Source organism: Streptomyces celluloflavus (genome assembly GCA_000720995.1).
Lineage (GTDB): Bacteria > Actinomycetota > Actinomycetes > Streptomycetales > Streptomycetaceae > Streptomyces > Streptomyces celluloflavus.
This window is the reverse complement of the sequence record JOEL01000079.1, coordinates 1-19,786: the sequence shown is the minus strand read 5'-3', so window position 1 is coordinate 19,786 and position 19,786 is coordinate 1. Positions and strand designations below refer to the sequence as shown.

Sequence of the window (19,786 nt, the reverse complement as noted above, 5' to 3'; positions counted from 1 at the left end):
CACCCCCACGTCCTGCACCCCCACGTCCTGCACCCCCACGTCCTGCACCCCCACGTCCTACACCCCCACGTCCTACACCCCGTCCCCGATCCGTCGGTCGCGGCCCGCGCCCAGTCCCAGCAGGGCCAGACCGGCGCAGACGGCGAGCAGGAGGACGATCGGGACGGTCCAGCCGTCCGTCAGCTGGTGGACCGCGCCGAGGGCCAGCGGGCCGACCGCGGCCAGGAGGTAGCCGCCGGTCTGGGACATACCGGAGAGGCGTGCCGCGGTGTGGGCGTCGCCGGAGCGCAGCACCATCATCGTCAGGGCCAGCCCCAGCGCACCGCCCTGTCCGATGCCGAGGAGTACGGCCCACAGCCAGGCACCGGCCACCGGCGCCACCAGCAGCCCGGTGACACCGCAGGCCATCAGCGCGGCGACGGCCACGCCCAGCAGCCGCTGGCTGCGCATCCGCCCGGCGAGTACCGGCACCACGAACGAACCGGCCATCTGCACCAGCGTGCTGAAGGCGAAGACCAGCCCCGCCTCGCTCTTGCCCATGCCGTGGTCGGTGAAGATCGTCGGCATCCAGGCGATGGCCACGTACGCGATCAGCGACTGCGACCCCATGAAGAGCGTGACCTGCCAGGCCAGCGGGGAGCGGCTCAGCTTCGGGCCGGTCTTGACGGTGTGCACGACCGTCGCGGCGGCCTCACCGTGGTGCGTACCGCGCCGCGCGATCGCCGCCTGCGGGATCCAGACGGCGGCGGCGACGGCGGCCAGCAGCGCCCAGGAGGCCAGCGAGCCCTGCCAACTGCCGAGCGCGTTCTCCAGCGGGACGGCGGTGGCGGCCGAGACGGTGGCACCCATGATCATCGCCGTGGAGTACAGCGCCGTCATGCCGGCGGCCTTCTCCGGGAAGTCCCGCTTGATCAGGCCGGGCATCAGCACGTTCAGCAGGGCGATGGAGGTGCCGACCACCGCGCATCCGGCGAACAGTGCGACCACCGGCGGCGCGATCCGCAGCACGATGCCGCCGCAGAGCAGCAGCAGCGCGCCGCACAGCACCGCCTCGGTCCCCCACCGGCGGGCCAGCTTCGGGGCGACGATCGAGCCGAGGCCCATGAAGATCAGCGGAATGGTCGTCACCAGGCTGCTGGCGGTGGCGGCCAGATGGAAGTGCCCGCCGATCTCGCCGAGCAGCGGCGAGACCCCGGCCAGCGCCGCCCGCATGTTGAGCGAGGCGAGGACGATCCCGGTCAGGAGGAGCGCCGGATGCGCTCGCAGCCGGCGGCGGGCCGCGGCGACCGGCGGTGCCGCGGCCAGATCCTCCTCGGCATCGATCAGGGGTGCTTCGGACCTGGTCCCTGGCATGGCTGCGTACCTCGTCAATCGTGTGCGGTTACGGGGGGATGGCTGTGCGTGCCACGAAGCCGCGGTCCATGAGGGCACGGGCCGGCGAAGAGCGGCAGAAGGAGGGGAGAGGGGGGAAGAGAGAAAGGAAGAGAGAAAGGGGAAACGGGAGGAGCGGGAGGAGCGAGCGGGCGAGAAACGGGTCAGCGGGACGCCAGCAGTGCTTCCACGGCGCGCTTCGGTTTCTCCAGGAGATCGCGGATGGCCCGCTCGGCGGCTTCCGGATCGCCCGCGGCGATGGCGTCCAGGACGGCGCGGTGATCGCCGTGCACGATCTTCGGCATCGCGTGGTCGTCGAGCGCGGTGACCAGCGCCTCGCGTACCGAGTTGCTGAACCAGCCGTAGGTCGCCGTCAGCGCGGTGTTGTACGCGGCGTCGACGACGGCCTTGTGGAAGGCGATGTCGTGATTGGCGTACAACTCCAGGCTGCCGGAGGCGGGTTGGCCCGCCGCGTCCTCCAGTGCGGCCTGGGCGTCCAGCGCCGCGCGCATCCGCTCCAGGTCGGCGGGCCGGTGCCGCTCCGCGGCCAGCCGGGCGGCCTCCGCCTCCAGTGCGATCCGCAGTTCCAGCACGTCGCGGATACCGGCCCGCTGGACGCCGCGCATGATGTCGCCCGGGTCGGCGGTGGACACCACGAAGGTGCCCTCGCCCTGACGTGAGCGCAGCATCCCGGCGTGGACGAGGACCCGGACCGCCTCGCGGACGGTGTTGCGGCCGACCTGGAGCTGTTCGGCGAGCGCGTGCTCGGTGGGGATGCGGGTCCCGATCTGCCACTCCCCGGCGGCCAGCTGGGACCGCAGGGCCTCGACCACGGTGTCCACCAGGGACTGCCGCCCCGCTGCCTGCAACGCCATGTCCTGTCCGCCCGTCCGTCCGTCTGCCGATGTGTCGTCGTCCGCTGCCCGGTTGCCCAGTCATCCTACAACTGACTGATGCATGCATCGTACAGGGATATGGCGGAGGGAGCCGGCGGACGGACCGCGTGGGACGGGGGTGCACGGGCCGAGGGCCGGAGGCGGGGGAGGGACGAACGCCCGCACACCCCGCCCCCGGCCCCGCCTCCGCAGACGGAACCGCCGGCCGGCCTACAGCCCGATGTCCCGTTCCTGGATGTCGGCCAGGGATTCGCGGCGGACCAGGAGGCGGGCCTGGCCGTCGGTGACCGCGACGACCGGGGGACGGCCGACGAGGTTGTAGCCGGAGGCCATCGAGAGGTGGTAGGCCCCGGCCACCGGGACGCCGATCAGGTCGCCGGGGCGGATGTCGCCCGGGAGCGGGACGTCGGAGGCCAGCACATCGCCCGCCTCGCAGTGCCGCCCGACGACCGTGACCGGTTCCGGTGCGGCGGCCGAGCGGCGGCCGATCAGCCGGGGCGCGTAGCGCACCCCGTACAACGCGGGCCGCGGGTTGTCGCTCATACCGCCGTCCACCGCCACGAACGTGTGCGAGCCGGTCTGCTTGACGGACAGCACCCGGTAGAGGGCGACCCCGGCCGGGCCCGCGATGGCCCGGCCGGGTTCGACGGCGAGCCGGGGCACCGGCAGACCGGCCGCCGCGCAGCTGCCGGTCAGTTCGGCGCGGATCCTGGTGCCCAGGCAGGCGATGTCCAGGGCGGGTTCGCCGGGGCGGTAGCCGACGCCGTGGCCGCCCCCGAGATCGAGTTCCGGCAGCGTGACGCCGTGCTGCTCGTGGATCCGGGCCAGCAGTCCGACCAGCCGCCGGACGGCCGACAGATACGGCTTGACGGTGGTGATCTGCGAGCCCAGGTGGCAGTGCAGGCCGACCAGTTCGAGGCGCGGCTGGCCCAGTACCCGGGTGATGGCGTGCAGCGCGGAACCGTCCGCGATCGACAGCCCGAACTTCTGGTCGTCGGTGCCGGTACGGATCTTGGCATGGCCGCCGGCGGCGATCCCCGGGACGACCCGGATCAGCACCTTCTGCCGGGCGCCCGCCGGGACCGCGGCGGCCAGCCGGGCAATCTCGGAGGTGCTGTCGATGACGATCCGGCCGACGCCCAGCCGCAGCGCGGTCCGCAGGTCGTCCGGGCTCTTGGCGTTGCCGTGCAGCACGATCCGCTCCGGCGCGAAGCCGGTGGTGACCGCCAGCTCCAGCTCGCCCGCGGAGCAGACGTCCAGGCCGAGGCCCTCCTCCTGGACCCAGTGCACCATCGCGCGGCAGAGGAACGCCTTGGCCGCGTAGAGGACATCGGCCTCGGGGAAGGCCCGCAGATAGGCCCGGCAGCGGTGGCGCACCTCGTCCTCGTCCAGGACGTACGCGGGGGTGCCGAAGCGGTCGGCAAGTTCGGTGAGCGGGACGCCGCCGACGGCGAGGTCGTCGTGGGCCAGCGGCGTCGTGGAACGGGGCCAGATGGCGAGCGGGCCGGTTCCGTCCGGCGCCGCCGCGGCGGCCGGGGCCGGGACCGTATGCGGGGCGGTGGCCGCGGGGGCGCCGGGCAGGGTGCTGTGCGTCATGGTGGTGCCCCTCCTCAGACGGCCAGCAGATGGTGCGTACGCGGGGCGTCGCGGCGGTCCGGCGGGGCGTCCCGGCGGTTCATCCGCGGGACGGTGGGCGCGAGCCGCGGATCGACGGTGAGGCCGGTCGCCCCGACCGGTTCGGCCAGGGCGCGCAGCGCGTGCTCCGAGAGCCGGATCCAGGGCTGGCCGCCGCCGAGTGCCGCGGCGAGGCGTTGCGGCGAGGTGAAGCCGACCGCGGTACGGCCGCCGAACGGAGTGCGGAACAGGCGGGCCGTACAGCCCGCGGGCCCCGGCCGGACGGGGACGAAGAGGGGCCCGGCCGGGACACGTTCGGCAGGCTCAGGATCTTCCGCGTAGAGGGTGTGGGACACGGCGTTGCTCCTCGCAGAGGACGGCGGCCCCGGACCGGTCGAAGATGCGTGCGCCGGGGCTCGGCACTGACGCTATGCCCGCTCGCGGGGGCAGCTCCCGCCGTCCTGACGCATCATTGACGGCTTGTGGCCGGTACTTGACGCGATGCTGCCGTGCCACCTCGCCGACCAGCGCTTTTGACCTTGGCGGTAGCCGCACCTCGACCGGGCTTGACCTTGACACCGTGACAAGCCCTCCACTGGAAGGCGTCATGTTCACCATCGGAGACTTCGCCCGGTACGGACGTGTGTCGGCCCGCATGCTGCGCCATTACGACGCGATCGGGCTGCTGCGTCCGGCCCGCACCGACCCGGCCAGCGGCTACCGCTACTACGCGGGCGGCCAGCTCACCCGGCTCAACCGCATCATCGCCCTCAAGGAGCTGGGATTCACCCTCCAGCAGGTGGCGGCGATCCTGGACGAGCAGGTGAGCGCGGCGGAGCTGCGCGGGATGCTGCGGCTGCGGCAGGCCGAGCTGGCGGCGGCACTGGCCGCGGCCGGCGCGCGGCTGGCCCAGGTCGAGACGAGGCTCCGGACCATCGAGAGCGAGGGACATATGCCTGCCGACGACGTGGTGCTCAAGCGCACCGAAACGGTACTGGTCGCGGAGTTGAGCGGGGTCGCCGCCAGTTACGAGCCCGAGGACATCGGCCCGGTCATCCAGCCGCTCTACGACGAACTGTGGCGCCGGCTGCGGGCCGCGGACGTGACCCCGACGGGACCGGGACTGGCCTACTACGAGGACGCCCCGGGCGAACAGGGTAAGGAGCGCCCGGCGTGCGCGGAGAGCGGCCAGGGCGATCCCGTGCTCGTGCACGCGGCCCTCGTGATCACACCGGAGGCGCTCGCGAAGGCCGGTGCCGGTGCGGGCCGAGGGGAGCGCGCCGCCCTCGGCTTCGACGTCGTGACGGTGCCCGCCCTCGACCGCGCCGCGACCGTCGTGCACCGCGGTCCGATGAGCCGGATCCTGCCCACCGTGCAGCAGCTCGCGCGCTGGATCGACGACAACGGCTACCGCTCCGCCGGGTACGCCCGCGAGCTGTATCTGGAATGCCCGGAGGACCGGGCGGAGTGGATCACCGAGATCCAGGAGCCGGTGATCCCCGCCTGAGGACGGCGGGGCGGCGGAACGACGGGGGCCGGGGCGGTGGACGCGTACGCCCGCCGCCCCGGCCCCGTCCGCCGCGCCGCTACTTCCCGGCCGGCGCGCCCGTCCGCACCGGCTCGGCACCCCCGGCGGACTCGCCCGCCCCGGCCGTCCGCTCGCCGCCCGCCGTCGCCTCGGCCCCTGACGCGTCAGACCCCGTTGCGTCGGCTCCCGGCGCGTCGGCGCCCCCGGCCCCCGGCTCCTCGCCGTGCTCCGTGCGCCGTACGACCGCCAGGACCAGCACCCCGGCCGCCAGCGCCACCAGACCGGAGATCAGCGTGACGCGGGTCAGCCCGGTGATGTACGCGGCGCCGAGCGCGGTGGGCCCGGCGCCGGGGGCCGCGCCGTGCAGCGCGGTGGCGAAGACCGTGCCCAGCACCGCGATACCGAACGCGAAGCCCAGTTGGCGGAAGGTGTTCACCGCACCGCTCGCCATGCCCGCCCGCTCCGGGGGCGCCGCGCCGAGCGCCGCCGACACCAGTACCGGCATCGCCATACCGATGCCGAGCCCGCTGATCGCGAGCCCGGGGACCAGGACGGCCCAGCCGGCGCCGTCGCCCAGCAGCAGGGCGTGCAGCAGCCCGCCCGCACCGGTCAGCAGCAGGCCGACGCCGATCGGGAGCTGCGGTGCGAGGCGTTGCAGATGCCGGCCGCCGACCGCGCCGACCAGCAGGGACATCAGCGCCAGCGGCGTCACCGCGAGACCCGCCTGCACCGGGCTGAGCCCCAGCACGTTCTGCGTCCACAGCCCCACGAAGGTCAGGTACGGGAAGGCCGCCACCTGCAACAGCAGCGCCGCCGCCATCAGCGTCGCGAACGACGGCCGGCGCAGCAGCCGCAGATCCAGCAGCGGCCGGCGCACCCGCCGCTCCACGGCGATGAACGCGATCAACGCAAGCACCGCGACCGCCAGCGAGCCGAGCGTCCCGGCCTCCGTCCAGCCCTCCTCGCCGCCGCGCATCAGCCCGTACGTCAGCGCGCCCGCGCACACCGTGAAGCACGCGGCACCCGGCCAGTCGATCCGGGCGGTGCGGTCGCCGTGCGACTCCTGGACCCGGGCCAGCGTGATCCACACCGCGAAGGCGGTCAGCGGCAGATTGACCAGGAAGATCGCCCGCCAGTCGACGTACTCGGTGAGCAGACCGCCCAGCACCGGCCCCACCGCGGCGGCCGCGCCGCTGGTCCCGCCCCAGATGCCGAACGCCACACCGCGGTCCCGGCCGCGGTAGGCCGCCATCAGCAGCGGGGTGTTGGTGGCGAACATCGCCGCCGCGCCCACGCCCTGTACGGCGCGGGCCGCGATCAGGGTGCCCGCGTCGGGGGCCAGCCCGCAGGCCAGCGAGGAGAGCGCGAAGAGCGCGAGTCCGGCCACGTAGATCCGGCGGCGTCCGAAGAGGTCCGCCGCCGAACCGGCCACCATCAGCAGCGCGGCCAGCGCCAGCGCGTAGATGTCCATCACCCACTGGAGAGAGGTGAAGGAGGCGCCGAGGCCGTCGGATATCCGCGGCAGCGCGGTGTTCACGATCGTCACATCGACCAGCAGCATGAAGTTGCCGAGGGTGATGGCGACCAGGGGCCACCACTTGCCGCGGGCGCCCGGCGCGTCGCCCACCGCGGTCCCCCTCTCCGGTCCGCTGCGCATGAAAATCCTCCGTTGTCTCACAGGTCGTGCAGGCCGGTACCGGCGCCGCTGTCGTGCCGCCCCACCGTCCGTTCCGCGGCCCCCGATCTCCCAGCCACGCCGCATACGGCGGCGCAATCCGACACCCGTTAGCCTCGAATGGTGAAAACCGACGGGAAAGCCGCAGGCTTCGACGCCCTCGACCGGCGGCTCATCCACGCCCTCCAGCTCGACGGACGGGCGCCCTTCAGCAAGATCGCGGCGGTGCTCGGCGTCTCCGACCAGACCGTCGCCCGGCGCTACACCCGGCACCGGACGACCGGCGCGGTCAAGGTGCTGGGGCTGACCGATCCGTCGGCCCTGGGCGAGACGGAATGGCTGGTACGGGTCCAGTGCGCGCCGGACGCCGCGCTCCCCGTCGCCGAGGCGCTGGCCCGCCGCCCGGACACCGCCTGGGTGGGCCTGATGTCCGGCGGCACCGAGATCACCGCGGTCTGCCGGGCGTCGGGCACCGAGCACACCGACGCGCTGCTGCTCCAGAAACTGCCGCGCACCCCGAGCGTGGTCGGCGTCACCGCGCACTGCCGGCTGCACATGTTCTTCGGCGGCCCGCAGGGACTGGTCAACAAGTCCGGCGCGCTGAGCGAGGCGGAGGCCGCCCGGCTGCGGACCCCGCCGCCGGATCCGGCCGCCGCCCCGGTCACCCTCACCGACGGCGACCGCCGGCTGCTCGACACGCTCGCCCACGACGGCCGGACCCCGCTGGCCGAACTGGTCACCGTCACCGGCTGGTCGCCCACCACCGTCCGCCGCCGGCTCGCCGAACTGCGCACGGACGGCGTCCTCTATTACGACGTCAACTACGATCTGCGGCTCTTCGGCCACGGGGTGATGGTCGCCCTCTGGCTGTCCGTCGCGCCCGCCGAACTCGCCGCCACCGGCGAGGCGCTGGCCGCCCACCCGGAGGTCGCCTTCGCCTGCGCCACCACCGGGCCGAACAACCTCTTCGCGTCCGTCGTGTGCGAGGACGTCCGGGCGCTCTACACGTATCTGACCACCAAGATCGCGGCACTGCCGAGTGTGCGGACGATGGAGACCGCGCCGCGGATCCGCCACATCAAGGGCGCGGGCCCGCTCGTCGCCCCCGCACCGGCCACCACGGGGCGCCGCCGATGAGACCCGGCCGGGGGAACGAAACCGGCGGAGAGGGCGTCAAGTCGGTCAAGGTGCGGAAGCCGGCGAAGGCGGTGAAGACCATGAAGGTCATCAAGGTCATCGAGGTCATCAAGGCGGTCCGGGCGATGACACTGATGAAACCGGTGCCGCCGGCCACGCCCTTACCGCTACGGCATCCCTTCCACCGGGTGTCCGCCTGGGTCCGGTCCACGCCCGGCACCCACATCTGGCTGCTGATCATCGGCATCACCAGCCTCGTCGTCGCCTCCGCCTCCGCGGGGTTCGAGCACTTCCTCCTCCACCGCACCAGCAGCAACATCCATGAGCTGAACGAGCATCCCCTCCCGTCGCTGCTGATCAGCGGCTTCTGGATCGAGCAGCCCCAGTCCTTCCTGCTCTACGTGGTGATGTTCGAGCTGGTGCACGCCAACGTCGAACGCTGGCTGGGGACCTGGCGCTGGCTGCTCACCGTCGGCTGCGCCCATATCGCCGCCACCCTCATCAGCCAGGAGTTGGTCCTGCTCGCCATCGAGGGCCACCGGATGCCGCGCTCGATGGCGCATGTCGTGGACATCGGCGTCTCGTACGGGCTGGCGGCCGCCGCCGGGGTGCTGACGTACCGGCTGCGGAGGCCCTGGTCGTACGTCTACGGCGTCGGCGTCCTGCTCTTCTTCGGCGTTCCGCTGCTGACCGGCGCGACCTTCACCGACTTCGGGCACGCCATCGCGCTGGCCCTCGGCTTCGCCGCGTGGCCGCTGACCCCGGAGGCCCGGAACGGGCCAAGGCCACCGGACGAACCGGGGCATCCGGACGGTACGGGGGACGGGCCCCGGGAGCGGGGGGACGCGGCTCAGGACGCGTAGAGGCGCTCCAGGACGCGCGCTATGCCGTCGTCCTCGTGGGAGGCGGTGATCTCGTCGGCGACGGCCTTCAGCTCGGTATGGGCGTTGGCCATCGCCACGCCGTGCGCGGCCCAGGCGAACATCGGGATGTCGTTGGGCATATCGCCGAAGGCGACGGTCTCCTTGGCCGCGACGCCCAGCCGGCGGGCGGCCAGCGACAGTCCGGTGGCCTTCGACAGGCCCAGCGGCAGCAGCTCGACGATGCCCTCACCGGCCACCGTCACCCCCACCAGATCCCCGGCCACCTCGCGTGCGGCCCGCGCCAGCGCGTCGTCGCCGAGGCTCGGGTGCTGGAGGTAGACCTTGTTGAGCGGGGCCGCCCACAGCTCGGCGGGGTCGTCGACCTCGACGCTGGGCAGCGGGCCCTCCTGGATGCGGTAGCCGGGGGTGATCAGCACCTCGCCCGCCAGGCCGTCCCGGCTCGCCGCCAGGAACAGCGGGCCGGTCTCCGCCTCGATCTTGGCCAGCGCCAGCCCGGCCAGCTGCCGGTCCAGCGTCACCGAGGTCAGCAGCCGGTGCTCCCCGGCGTGGTAGACCTGTGCGCCCTGTCCGCACACCGCGAGGCCCTGGTAGTCCAGGGAGTCGAGTATGTGCCGGGTCCAGGGCACCGACCGGCCGGTGACGACGAGGTGCGCCGCGCCCGCCGCGGTGGCCGCGGCGAGCGCCGCACGGGTGCGCTCGGAGATGGTCTCGTCGCGCCGCAGCAGCGTCCCGTCGAGATCCGTCGCGATGAGCTTGTAGGGCAGCGGCAGAGCTGAGCCGGAGGTGGTCACTTGGCGGCCGGCTCCAGGACCTCGCGGCCGCCCAGGTAGGGGCGGAGCACCTCGGGGACGCGGACCGAGCCGTCCGCCTGCTGGTGGTTCTCGAAGAGCGCCACGATCGTGCGCGGTACGGCGCAGAGCGTGCCGTTCAGCGTCGCCAGCGGCGTGACCTTCTTGCCGTCCCGCATCCGGACCGAGAGCCGGCGGGCCTGGAACGTGTCGCAGTTCGAGGCGGAGGTCAGCTCGCGGTACTTGCCCTGGGTGGGGATCCACGCCTCGCAGTCGAACTTGCGCGAGGCCGAGGAGCCGAGGTCGCCGGTGGCGGTGTCGATCACCTGGAAGGGCAGTTCGAGGCTGGTCAGCCACTGCTTCTCCCAGTCCAGCAGGCGCTGGTGCTCGGCCTGCGCGTCCTCCGGCGCGACGTAGGAGAACATCTCCACCTTGTCGAACTGGTGCACCCGGAAGATGCCGCGGGTGTCCTTGCCGTACGTACCGGCCTCGCGGCGGAAGCACGGCGAGAAACCGGCGTAGCGCAGCGGCAGCCGGGACGCGTCGAGGATCTCGTCCATGTGGTACGCGGCGAGCGGGACCTCGGAGGTGCCGACCAGGTAGTAGTCGTCCTTCTCCAGGTGGTAGACGTTCTCGGCCGCCTGGCCGAGGAAGCCGGTGCCCTCCATGGCGCGCGGGCGGACCAGCGCCGGGGTCAGCATCGGCGTGAGACCGGCCGCGGTGGCCTGCGCGATGGCGGCGTTGACCAGCGCGAGCTCCAGCAGCGCGCCGATGCCGGTGAGGTAGTAGAAGCGCGAGCCGGAGACCTTGGCGCCGCGCTCGACGTCGATCGCGCCGAGCAGCTCGCCGATCTCCAGGTGGTCCCTGGGCGCGAAACCCTCGGCCGCGAAGTCGCGCGGGGTGCCGATGGTTTCGAGGACGGTGAAGTCCTCCTCGCCGCCGACGGGTACGTCCGGGTGGACGATGTTGCCGAGCTTGAGCAGCAGTGCCTGGGCCTCGGCGCGGGCCGCGTCCTGCTCGGCGTCGGCGGCCTTGACGGCGGCGGACAGCTCGCCGGCCTTCGTCAGCAGCGCGGCCTTCTCGTCGCCCGCGGCCTTGGGGATGAGCTTGCCGAGCGCCTTCTGTTCGGCGCGCAGCTCGTCGAAGCGGATGCTGGACGACCTGCTCCGCTCGTCGGCGGAGAGCAGCGCGTCGACGAGCTCGACGTCCTCTCCACGGGCGCGCTGGGAGGCGCGCACACGGTCGGGGTCCTCACGAAGCAGGCGAAGGTCAATCACCCCACCAGGCTACCGGGCGTCGCCCCGGCACTCGACGTGATATTCCCGCGCGTGTCGATTTGTCCGTTATGGGGTCAATTATTCCGAAGTTGGTAATGCCGGGGAAGGCCGCTCGGGAGCCGGTGAAAACCGTCAACGGAATTCACGCACATTCCCCGGTATGGGGCATTCGCGTCATCCGTGCTGACCGATTCGCGGCGTGGGGTGGGGGAGTTGGGGAGAGGGTGTGAGGGAGTGGATCTCCGGGCCCGAGCCTTGAGTTGTCCCCCGAGTTGTCCACAGGGCCGGGGGGTTCAGCACTTCTTATCCACAGGCTGTGTGTGAAATCTGTGGAAGTCGGAATCAATCATTCCGACTCCGGAAAGCCGGGCCGTGGATTCTCCCGTCAAACCCGGCGCACCCACTCTTTCGTGTGGGAATGCCGCTCTCTAAAGGATGGGCCGCCCGGATTGCGCTGACGCGATCCGAGGCGGCGGGCTGTGGAGCGGTGTGGAGTGAGGGGGGATAAGGGGGAGCGGCGCAAGGTCGGTAGGGGGATTTGTCGACTCTGTCCGTCTCGCATGTCGACTTACCCACAGGTCGAGATCCCGGCCTGTGGATAACTTTGTGGACAACTCCGGGGGTGACTCGGGGCCCCGCGAAGCCGCAGGCCGCGGCCTGCCGGGCCCGGTTTCAGGCCCGCCCGTCCAGGCAGCGCGCCAGCCAGTCCGACGCCTCGGTGAAGGCCGTGTCCGTCGTCTCCGGCCGCACCGTCGCCGCCACCCGGTCCGCCCGCGGGTACGAGCCGAGGAACCGCACCTTGCGGCAGACCCGCTTGAGCCCCATCAGCACCTCGCCGACCCGGCGGTCGGTGATGTGCCCCTCGGCGTCGACCGAGAAGCAGTAGCGGCCGATGCCCTCACCGGTCGGCCGGGACTCGATGCGCATCATGTTGACGCCACGGACCGCGTACTCCTGGAGCAGTTCCTGGAGGGCGCCGGGGTGATCCGCGCGCAGCCACAGCACGACCGACGTCTTGTCCGCGCCGGTGGGCGCCGCGGGCCGGGCCGGGCGGCCCACCAGGACGAAGCGGGTGGCCGCGTTCTGCGCGTCGTGGATCTCGGTGACCAGCGGCTCCAGACCGTATGTCGCCGCCGCGAACTCGCCCGCGAACGCGCCGTCGTAGCGGCCCTCCTGGACCAGCCGCGCACCGTCCGCGTTGGAGGCCGCCGACTCCCATACGGCGTCCGGCAGTTGGGCGGCGAGCCACTTGCGCACCTGCGGCTGGGCGACCGGATGCCCGGTCACCGTCCGCACCTCGGACAGCTTCGTACCGGGCCGTACGAGCAGTGCGAAGGCGATCGGCAGCAGCACCTCGCGGTAGATCATCAGCGGTTCGCCGGAGGCCAGTTCGTCCAGGGTGGTCGTCACACCGCCCTCGACGGAGTTCTCGATCGGCACCAGCGCGGCCGCGGCGTCACCGCAGCGCACCGCGTCCAGCGCGGCCGGTACGGACACCATCGGCACCAGCTCGCGGGTGGCCGATTCGGGCAGCGTGCGCAGCGCGGCCTCCGTGAAGGTGCCCGCGGGCCCGAGATAGGTGTAGCTGCTGGCCGACATGCGGGTGACTCCCTCGCGTTCCTGCGGGGGCGCCCCGCCGATCTCCCTGTCCGGTCACGATACCCAGGCCCCGCGCGGCGGCCGACCGGTCCGCGCACCGCCGGGCGCCGCCACGCGACGGCGGCCCGGCTTCCCCCTAGGGGCCCGCCCGGTTCAGCCCTCCAGCAGCGGCTGGCCGACATAGCCGCCGGACGTCGCCGCGGGCGGCACCGCGTACAGCCCGCTCGCCTCGTGCCGCAGGAACGGCGACAGCGCGTCGCCGCGGTCCAGCTTCCGCTGGAGCTGGGTGAAGGCGCGCAGCGGATCGGCCTGCCAGCAGATGAAGAGCAGGCCCGCGTCCGGGGCGCCGTCGTCGCGGAACCCGTCGTGGTACGAGAACGGCCGGCGCAGCAGCGCGGCGCCCTGGTTGGACTCCGGCGCCGCGATCCTGGCGTGCGCGTCGGCGGGGATGACCGGCAGCCCGTCGGCGGCGTTCTTGTCCAGATCCATCGGGGTGGTCTCCGAACCGCCGGTCAGCGGCGCCCCGTTGTCCTTGCGGCGGCCGATGATCTTCTCCTGCTGGTGCACCGAGCGCTTCTCCCAGTCGTCCAGCAGCATCCGGATCCGGCGCACCACGGCGTACGACCCGCCGCGCATCCACTCCTGGTCGGCGTCCCGCCCCACGAAGATCCGCTCGTCGAAGTCCTTCTGCGCGGGCTGCGGGTTGTTGGTCCCGTCGATCTGGCCCATCAGGTTGCGGGCGGTCATCGGGCGCGCGGTGGCGCCCGGCGTGCGGTTGAAGCCGCTCATCTGCCAGCGCAGCCGCGCGCCGCCCGCCGCGTCCTTCTGGAGCGCGCGCAGCGCGTGGAAGGCGACCAGCGCGTCGTCGGCCCCGATCTGGATCCACAGATCGCCGTTGCTGCGCTTGGGGTCCAGTTCGTCGGCGGAGAAGTCGGGCAGCGGGTCGAGCTGTACGGGGCGCCGCTTCTGGAGGCCCGTACGGTCGAAGAAGCTGTGGCCGAGGCCGAAGGTGACGGAGAGCGAGGAGGGCCCCGCGTCGAGCGCGATCGCGGTGTCGGCGTCCGGGGTCCGGCCGGCCATCAGCTCCTCGGCCGTCCGCGACCAGCGGCGCAGCAGCGCGGCGGCGGCCTTGCGGTCCGCGTCCGGGGCCAGGTCGAAGGCGACGATATGGCCGCTGGCCTGCAACGGGCTGGTGATACCCGCCTGGTGCTTGACGCGCTCCGCGCGGAACGGGATCTCGGTCGCGCCGACGCTGGTCAGGGCGGTCGGGGCGTCCCCCCGTACGGCGGCGTCGGCTATCGCGCCGCCGGCCCCGCCGACGACGAGTCCGGCCGCGCCCGCCGCGCCGACGGTGCCGAGCAGCCGGCGCCGGGAGAGCGTCAGGGCCGGGGCGTCCGCGGCGGCGGGGGCGGGGGCACCTGCCGGACCGCTGCTCGCCGTGCGGGATTCGGGGGCTTTCCTGTCGGAGGTCTGGTTGCTCATCAGCCGATCTTCACGTTCCTGGTCTCGGTCACCTGGTCGATATCGGAGGTCCGTACGAGCAGCGACAGCTCCCACTGCCCGGGGACCGGCAGCTGGACACCGGCCGCGCTCCAGTGGCCCTCGCTGACGTGGCCGGGGACGACCGGCAGCGGTCCGAGCCGCTGGGCCCGCTGGGTGAAGGAGACCTTCACCTCGGCGACGTCCATGGTCTTGCCCGACGGGTCGGAGATCCGCAGATGCAGCTCGTTGGCGCTGCCGCTGCGTCCGGGGTCGAGGTCGAGCCGGGCGGTGCCCTTGCCGCGCGGGCCGCCGGTGTCGAACGGGATGGTCAGCACCTGCGGCTGGTTGGCGGCGGCGGACTGCCCGGCCGTCCTCTTGACCGCCTCTTCCGTACGGGCCGGTTCGGTGGCGGTCAGCACGGTGGCCACCACGAGCAGCACCACGGCGACCGACGCCTCGGCCAGCACGGACCGGCGCAGCCCCAGCCGCTCGGGGTCGGCGTCCCGGATGCGCTTGGTACGGGCGGTGCTCAACGCGGCCCGCTGCCGGGCGAGCTGAGCGGCCCGGTCGGCGCCGCCCTCGTCGTCGTCCGGCGCGGCGGCCTCGGGGGCCGGTGCCTGCGTCTGCGATGCCGTGGTCGCGGATACCGGTGCCTCCGGCGTGGAGGTGCCGGACGACGCTGCCTCCGGTGCCGCGGTCCCGGACACCTGCGCGTCCACCGCCGCGGTCCCGGATGCCTGCTCCGCCGCCGAGGTCCGGAGCTCGGTGAGCCGGGCCGTCCACCGCCGCGAGGTCCAGGCGATGCCGACGAGCAGCACGACCAGGCCCGTCTTGAGCAGCAGCAGCTGCCCGTAGGTGGTGTCGGTCAGCGCCCGCCAGGTGCCGACCTGCCGCCAGGACTGGTAGATCCCGGTGGCGACCAGCACCAGCACGGAGCAGAACGCGAGCCGCGAGAAGCGGCGTACGGCGGTCCGCTCCACGGCCGGCCCCCAGTACAGGGAGACCACCAGCGCCGCCAGCCCGCCGAGCCAGCCGGCGACCGCGAGCAGATGCAGCACGTCGACGGGCATCGCGATACCGGGTTGCAGACCGGTCGAGGCGTGCTCGGCCATCGCCCAGGTGGCGGCGAGGCCGACGGCGACGATCACCCCGCCGATGGCCAGCCCGAGGGTGAGGTCGGTGCGCCGCCTGCCGTCCTCGGCGGGTGCGGTGGAGCCGGGGTCCGGTGCGCCGGACCCCGCCCCCTGTGCCCGCGCGTACGCCCCGAAGAGCACCGCCACGAACAGCGCCGCGACGGCGAGCAGCAGCAGCCGGGACACCAGCGCCACGCCCGGTTTGGTCTCCAGGACCTGCCGGAGGCCGCCGAGATCGAAGACATCGGCGAGTTCGCCCGACCCGGTGTACGGGGTGCGCAGCAGCAGCATCGCGACGGTGCTGCCCGTCAGCACCGCCCAGCCCTGGACGATCAGCCGCTGGACGGACCGCACACCGGCGGCGGCCGGCCGGCAGGCCAGGACGAAGACGGCACCGCCGGCCAGCAGCACGAAACCGGCGTAGGCGAGATAGCGGGCGACGCCGTAGAGGGCCCCGACCAGCCCGCCGCCGGCCTCCTGCTCGGGGACCGCGGCGGTGGTCTCGGAGGGCGCGCCGACGGAGAAGGTGAAGGCGCCGGAGACGGGGTGGCTGTCGGCGGAGACGGCCTGCCAGGCGACGGTGTAGGTGCCGTCGGCGAGCCCGGGGGGCAGCCCCGCGGCGTATTTGACGGTGTCGCCGCTGCACAGGTCGCGCAGCTTGCCGCGGTCCACCCGCCGGCCCTTCGGGTCGAGGACGCGGATGGAGTCGTCCCCCATGGCGACGCCCTCCGAGAAGGTGAGGGACACCTGCTCGGGGGCGCGGTCCACCACCGACCCCTGTGCGGGGGTGCTGCCGGTCAGCGCGGCGTGCGCGGCGGCCGGGACGGCGCCGCCGAGCAGCGCGCCGAACAGCGCCGCCGCGACGGCCAGCAGGCGCAGCGCGGCGGACCGTCGGCGGCCGGGGACGGTGGTGGCCATGGCGGGATTCCCCTCACTTCTCCGGTGCGGACTACTTCTTCGGGGCGAAGGTGGCGGACTTGACCGGGACGTCCACCTTGACCGTGCCGGCGGTCTTGAAGTGCAGCTCGATGGCGACCTTGTCACCCTCGGCCGGCTTCTTCTTCAGCCCCATGAACATCACGTGGTTGCCGCCGCGGGCGAGCGTGAGCTCGCCGTTGGCCGGTACGTCCAGCGAGGGCACCTCCTCCATCTTGCTGCCGACCGTCTTGTGGATCGAGATGTCCTTGGAAATGTCGCTGGTGACCGAGGTGAGCTGGTCCGCGGTGGAGCCGCTGTTCTTGATGACGAGGAACGCCCCGGCCATGTCCTGGGTGACCGGCTGCGGCATGTACGCGTCGGCGACCGAGAGCTTGGGGGCGCTGTCCCCGCCGCAGCCCGCCAGGGCGAGCGCGGAGGTGAGGGCGAGGGCGGCGGCGATGGCGGTGCGGCGGTTCACGGGTTCTGTCCCTTGATGATCTTCGGAAGTGCGGAGGTGTAGTTGCCGGAGGTCGCGTCCTGCATACCGATCCAGTGGACGCGGTCGTCCTTGGCGGACGTGAGCAGAACCTGGGCGCCGTGCGTCGAGACGACGTCGCCGTTCTTCTTCTTGACGGGCTTCTCGATGCCGATGTTCACGCTGCGGGCACCGGCCTGGATGGTGTTGAAGTCGCCGGTCAGACCGGTGAACTCCTTGTTGATGCCGCCGAGCCACTTCTTGAGCACGGGTGCGGTGTCCCGCTCCGGGTCGGAGGTGACGAACAGCACGCGCAGGTCGTCCTGTTCGGCCTTCGGCAGCTGCTTCACGGCGACCGCGATGTTGGCCATCGTCAGCGGGCAGACGTCCGGGCAGTGGGTGTAGCCGAAGTAGATCAGGGTCGGATGGCCCTTGGTCTTCTCCAGCAGGTCGTACTTCTTGCCGTCGGAGTCGGTCAGCACGAGGTCCGGTTTCTCCATCGGACTGTCGAGCGTGACGATCGGCTTGGAGGTGGTGCCGGAGACCTCGGCGGCGGGCTTGTCGCCGTCGCTGCCGCAGGCGGTCAGGGTGAGGGCCGCGGTCGCCGCGAGGGCGGCCGCGAACATGGTCCTTCTACGCATTGCAGATATATCCCGTGGGTCCAGGAAATCGGTGTGCCGGGCCGCCGCCGTACGGGCGCGGCCCGGTCGGTGATCAGGCGCTGCGGCGCCGGCCGGCGAGCACGCCGAACGCGACTCCGGCGATGCCGACGACGATGCCGACGACGGCCAGGACACGCGCCGTGGTGTCACTGCCGGACACCGCACCGGCGTCCGCGGCGGTGTCCTTGGCCTGGGCGCCGCTCTTGGCGGCCGCGCCGTCGGCGCCGTCCGCCGCGGTGAGGGTGAGCACCGGCGCCGGGTTCTCCGGCTCCGGGCCGCCCGGCTTCGCCGGCTCGATCCAGCGCACGACCTCCTTGTTGTCGTACGTCTGGAGGGCCTTGAAGACGAGCTGGTCGGCGTTGTCCGGGAGCTGGCCGACGGAGACCGGGAACTGCTGGAACTGGCCGGGTTCGACACCCTTGCCGTCGGCCGTCCAAGTGATCTTCGAGGGCGCCTCGTTGATCTTCTCGCCGTGCATCTCGATGGGCTTGGCGAGCTTGGCCTTGGTGACCTCGATCTGCCAGCCCGGCACCGGCTGCGGCATCACGGACGCCAGCGGGTGGTCGGTCGGCAGGGACACTTCGAGCTTCACGGTCGAGGCGTTGTCCCGCTCGTTGGGGACCTTGAAGTTGACGGTCGCGTAACCGCCCTTCGGAGCCGTCCCCGGCTGCACGCTGACGTGCGCGAACGCGGGGACGGCGAGCAGCAGCACCCCGCCCGCGGCGATCCCGCCGACCACCGGCAGCCGCCGGGCGAGCCGCCGTCCCCGGCCGGCACCGCCCGCGGTGTCCGCTCCAGCGGTTGCGCCCGCCGCATCCGTCATATCCGGCGTATTCGTCATAGCTGACATATCCGTCACCTTCGTCATCGCGAAAGCACTCCAAGGCAGGAGAGAAGTTGAGTGAGGGTCTGGCGCGCGTGCGGCGACGGCGCGAGAGCCCGCACCCGTCCCGCGGGGCGTGCTTCGCTGTCAGGCCGCGAGGGCGAGGGCGGGCGGACCGCGCCTGACGACACTGTGCCGGAGCGACGGCTCCTGCGGACCGGGCGTGTCGTCCCCGGCCGGAACGGCGGCGCGCGGCCCGTCCTCGTACGCCGTGACGAGCCCCGCGAGCAGGGCGCGGACCAGCGCGAGCGCCCGGCGCAGCGCACCGACGTGGGCCTGCGCCGCGGCCTCCCGCGCCGCCGGAGCGGACAGCCGTACCAGCCGCCACAGCGCCGCCTCGCCGCGCCGCAGCAGCCATCCGGCGGCGAGCGCCGCGAGCAGATGGCCCAGCAGCATGGGCAGCGACGGCACCAGACCGTGCGCCATCTCCGGGGCGGCGGCGCCGACGACCGTCGGGCGGCCGGCCGGACCGGACGCCAGGGACGGGTCGAAGCCGCCCGAGCCGAGGATCCGGCGCGCCTCGGCGCCGTCCAGACCGCCGCTACCGAGCCCGCAGGTGAGGTGCCGCGCGAGGGCGATCGCCACCTGGTCGGAGAGGCCGCCGGCGCCGCCGGACGGTGCCGGCGGCGACACGGCGGGCATCGGCTGCTGGCCGATGGCGAAGAGCGAGTGCAGGGCGAGCTGGCCCATGGCCAACCCCGCCGCGATCCCCGGCAGCGAGCGTTCCCGCCCGGCGAGCGGGGCCGCGACCGCGAACACCGCGGCGCAGGCGACGCCCAGCGTCCACAGCGGAACGGTGGCGAACGAGGCCGCCATGTGCCCGGCCGCGGACAGCGCGACACAGACCGCGGTGAAAACCGCGGCCCTCAGCAGCCGCAGATCTGCGGCGGCGCGCACGGTGGGGGCGGGCGGGGCATTCATGGCCGCGCCATCATCCCACTGCCCGCCACCACTGCCTACGGCAGGGCGCCGCTCAGTGCCGCGTTCCGGGGCCGCACCGGGGTCCGGCCCGGCGCGTGGGGGCGCATGCGGGTCGTTCCGCCTACACCGGTGCGCGCGGTCCCCGCATCCGCCGAATGAGCGGAGTCACGTCCCGGACATGCTTACGGACCTTGCACGGCGGCAATAGGTATCGGTATGTCGAGCCGTGGCCAGGAGGCTGGAGCGATGAGCATCTGGTGGTCCCTCCATCTGCGCCGCGAGCCCGCGAGCGTGCCACTCGCCCGCCGGCTCCTGCTGGGCACGATGGAGACGGCGGGCGTCGACCCGGACATCTGTTACGACCTCTCGGTCGCCCTCTCCGAGGCATGCGCGAACGCCGTCGAGCACGGCGGCGACGCCACCACCGAGGACTACCGCGTCACGGCCTTCATCGACGGCGACACCTGCCGCATCGAAGTGACCGACTCGGGCCCCGGCTTCCGCCCCGACCCCGCCCCGCCCCGCTCCCCGGTGGACCGCACC

General features: G+C 73.0%; 18 protein-coding genes. 4 read left to right on the top strand and 14 right to left on the bottom strand.

All coding sequences use genetic code 11. The features are described 5' to 3' along the window. Nucleotides 1–72: 72 nt before the first annotated feature. The 4 genes from IH09_RS34745 to IH09_RS34730 form a co-directional block, all read right to left on the bottom strand. Nucleotides 73–1,353 carry a CynX/NimT family MFS transporter gene (locus tag IH09_RS34745; protein ID WP_052861741.1) on the bottom strand — a complete coding sequence of 427 codons (1,281 nt, stop codon included), beginning with the start codon at nt 1,351–1,353 and terminating at the stop codon, nt 73–75. Between the two features lie 182 nt (nt 1,354–1,535). Then, nucleotides 1,536–2,246 (bottom strand): FadR/GntR family transcriptional regulator, encoded by a 711-nt coding sequence (locus IH09_RS34740; protein WP_052861740.1) that lies wholly within the window; start codon nt 2,244–2,246, stop codon nt 1,536–1,538. Between the two features lie 231 nt (nt 2,247–2,477). Beyond that, nucleotides 2,478–3,863 carry a diaminopimelate decarboxylase gene (gene lysA, locus IH09_RS34735; protein WP_052861739.1) on the bottom strand — a complete coding sequence of 462 codons (1,386 nt, stop codon included), beginning with the start codon at nt 3,861–3,863 and terminating at the stop codon, nt 2,478–2,480. 14 nt (nt 3,864–3,877) lie between these two features. Continuing rightward, the gene (locus IH09_RS34730) at nt 3,878–4,237 is read right to left on the bottom strand and encodes an SAV_915 family protein (protein WP_244934126.1); all 360 of its coding nucleotides are present in this window, start codon (nt 4,235–4,237) and stop codon (nt 3,878–3,880) included. Between the two features lie 251 nt (nt 4,238–4,488). On the opposite strand from IH09_RS34730, the gene IH09_RS34725 reads away from it, so the two are divergent. Beyond that, complete coding sequence (locus IH09_RS34725) at nt 4,489–5,388, top strand: MerR family transcriptional regulator (protein WP_052861738.1); 900 nt, start codon at nt 4,489–4,491, stop codon at nt 5,386–5,388. 79 nt (nt 5,389–5,467) lie between these two features. Here IH09_RS34725 and IH09_RS34720 read toward each other — a convergent pair whose 3' ends face one another. Beyond that, nucleotides 5,468–7,066, bottom strand: a complete 1,599-nt coding sequence (locus IH09_RS34720) for an MFS transporter (RefSeq protein WP_052861737.1) — start codon at nt 7,064–7,066, stop codon at nt 5,468–5,470. Between the two features lie 138 nt (nt 7,067–7,204). Here IH09_RS34720 and IH09_RS34715 point away from each other — a divergent pair, with 138 nt between their 5' ends. Both IH09_RS34715 and IH09_RS34710 read left to right on the top strand, forming a co-directional pair. Next, nucleotides 7,205–8,221, top strand: a complete 1,017-nt coding sequence (locus tag IH09_RS34715; protein ID WP_052861736.1) for an Lrp/AsnC family transcriptional regulator — start codon at nt 7,205–7,207, stop codon at nt 8,219–8,221. Nucleotides 8,222–8,355: 134 nt separating this feature from the next. Beyond that, nucleotides 8,356–9,084, top strand: a complete 729-nt coding sequence (locus IH09_RS34710; protein ID WP_052861743.1) for a rhomboid-like protein — start codon at nt 8,356–8,358, stop codon at nt 9,082–9,084. Here IH09_RS34710 and IH09_RS34705 read toward each other — a convergent pair. From IH09_RS34705 to IH09_RS34665, 9 genes are all read right to left on the bottom strand, one after another. Beyond that, entirely contained in the window at nt 9,072–9,875 is an 804-nt protein-coding gene (locus IH09_RS34705; protein ID WP_052861742.1) for an HAD family hydrolase, read from the bottom strand. The two genes, IH09_RS34710 and IH09_RS34705, sit on opposite strands and share 13 nt — an antisense overlap. Nucleotides 9,876–9,892: 17 nt before the next feature. Continuing rightward, nucleotides 9,893–11,170 (bottom strand): serine--tRNA ligase, encoded by a 1,278-nt coding sequence (gene serS / locus IH09_RS34700; RefSeq protein ID WP_110952791.1) that lies wholly within the window; start codon nt 11,168–11,170, stop codon nt 9,893–9,895. Between the two features lie 672 nt (nt 11,171–11,842). Then, nucleotides 11,843–12,769, bottom strand: a complete 927-nt coding sequence (gene pheA, locus IH09_RS34695) for a prephenate dehydratase (protein ID WP_052861732.1) — start codon at nt 12,767–12,769, stop codon at nt 11,843–11,845. Between the two features lie 153 nt (nt 12,770–12,922). Further along, complete coding sequence (efeB, locus tag IH09_RS34690) at nt 12,923–14,251, bottom strand: iron uptake transporter deferrochelatase/peroxidase subunit (protein ID WP_052861730.1); 1,329 nt, start codon at nt 14,249–14,251, stop codon at nt 12,923–12,925. After that, nucleotides 14,251–16,302, bottom strand: coding sequence for a copper resistance CopC/CopD family protein (locus IH09_RS34685; RefSeq protein WP_052861727.1), 2,052 nt, complete (start codon nt 16,300–16,302; stop codon nt 14,251–14,253). The genes efeB and IH09_RS34685 overlap by 1 nt, the downstream gene beginning before the upstream one ends. A gap of 31 nt (nt 16,303–16,333) precedes the next feature. Next, nucleotides 16,334–16,780, bottom strand: a complete 447-nt coding sequence (locus IH09_RS34680) for a copper chaperone PCu(A)C (RefSeq protein ID WP_052861725.1) — start codon at nt 16,778–16,780, stop codon at nt 16,334–16,336. After that, on the bottom strand, nt 16,777–17,418 hold the full coding sequence (locus IH09_RS34675; RefSeq protein WP_052861723.1) for an SCO family protein: 642 nt from the start codon (nt 17,416–17,418) through the stop codon (nt 16,777–16,779). The genes IH09_RS34680 and IH09_RS34675 overlap by 4 nt, the downstream gene beginning before the upstream one ends. A 73-nt stretch (nt 17,419–17,491) precedes the next feature. Next, nucleotides 17,492–18,289 (bottom strand): YcnI family copper-binding membrane protein, encoded by a 798-nt coding sequence (locus IH09_RS34670; RefSeq protein WP_404827312.1) that lies wholly within the window; start codon nt 18,287–18,289, stop codon nt 17,492–17,494. Between the two features lie 120 nt (nt 18,290–18,409). Beyond that, nucleotides 18,410–19,243: a hypothetical protein gene (locus IH09_RS34665; protein WP_052861718.1), complete on the bottom strand. Its 834-nt coding sequence runs from the start codon at nt 19,241–19,243 to the stop codon at nt 18,410–18,412. A gap of 246 nt (nt 19,244–19,489) precedes the next feature. Between IH09_RS34665 and IH09_RS34660 the strand changes: the two genes are divergently transcribed. Continuing rightward, nucleotides 19,490–19,786, top strand: a 297-nt coding sequence (locus IH09_RS34660) for an ATP-binding protein (protein WP_190233502.1), incomplete at its 3' end; no start/stop codon positions are given.

What these genes read in the sequence shown, in the direction of transcription:
- IH09_RS34745 (WP_052861741.1), bottom strand. Translation starts at nt 1,353, where the DNA reads ATGCCAGGGACCAGGTCCGAAGCACCCCTGATCGATGCCGAGGAGGAT.
- IH09_RS34740 (WP_052861740.1), bottom strand. Translation starts at nt 2,246, where the DNA reads ATGGCGTTGCAGGCAGCGGGGCGGCAGTCCCTGGTGGACACCGTGGTC.
- lysA (WP_052861739.1), bottom strand. Translation starts at nt 3,863, where the DNA reads ATGACGCACAGCACCCTGCCCGGCGCCCCCGCGGCCACCGCCCCGCAT.
- IH09_RS34725 (WP_052861738.1), top strand. Translation starts at nt 4,489, where the DNA reads ATGTTCACCATCGGAGACTTCGCCCGGTACGGACGTGTGTCGGCCCGC.
- IH09_RS34720 (WP_052861737.1), bottom strand. Translation starts at nt 7,066, where the DNA reads ATGCGCAGCGGACCGGAGAGGGGGACCGCGGTGGGCGACGCGCCGGGC.
- IH09_RS34715 (WP_052861736.1), top strand. Translation starts at nt 7,205, where the DNA reads ATGGTGAAAACCGACGGGAAAGCCGCAGGCTTCGACGCCCTCGACCGG.
- IH09_RS34710 (WP_052861743.1), top strand. Translation starts at nt 8,356, where the DNA reads ATGAAACCGGTGCCGCCGGCCACGCCCTTACCGCTACGGCATCCCTTC.
- pheA (WP_052861732.1), bottom strand. Translation starts at nt 12,769, where the DNA reads ATGTCGGCCAGCAGCTACACCTATCTCGGGCCCGCGGGCACCTTCACG.
- efeB (WP_052861730.1), bottom strand. Translation starts at nt 14,251, where the DNA reads ATGAGCAACCAGACCTCCGACAGGAAAGCCCCCGAATCCCGCACGGCG.
- IH09_RS34685 (WP_052861727.1), bottom strand. Translation starts at nt 16,302, where the DNA reads ATGGCCACCACCGTCCCCGGCCGCCGACGGTCCGCCGCGCTGCGCCTG.
- IH09_RS34675 (WP_052861723.1), bottom strand. Translation starts at nt 17,418, where the DNA reads ATGCGTAGAAGGACCATGTTCGCGGCCGCCCTCGCGGCGACCGCGGCC.
- IH09_RS34670 (WP_404827312.1), bottom strand. Translation starts at nt 18,289, where the DNA reads ATGTCAGCTATGACGAATACGCCGGATATGACGGATGCGGCGGGCGCA.
- IH09_RS34665 (WP_052861718.1), bottom strand. Translation starts at nt 19,243, where the DNA reads ATGAATGCCCCGCCCGCCCCCACCGTGCGCGCCGCCGCAGATCTGCGG.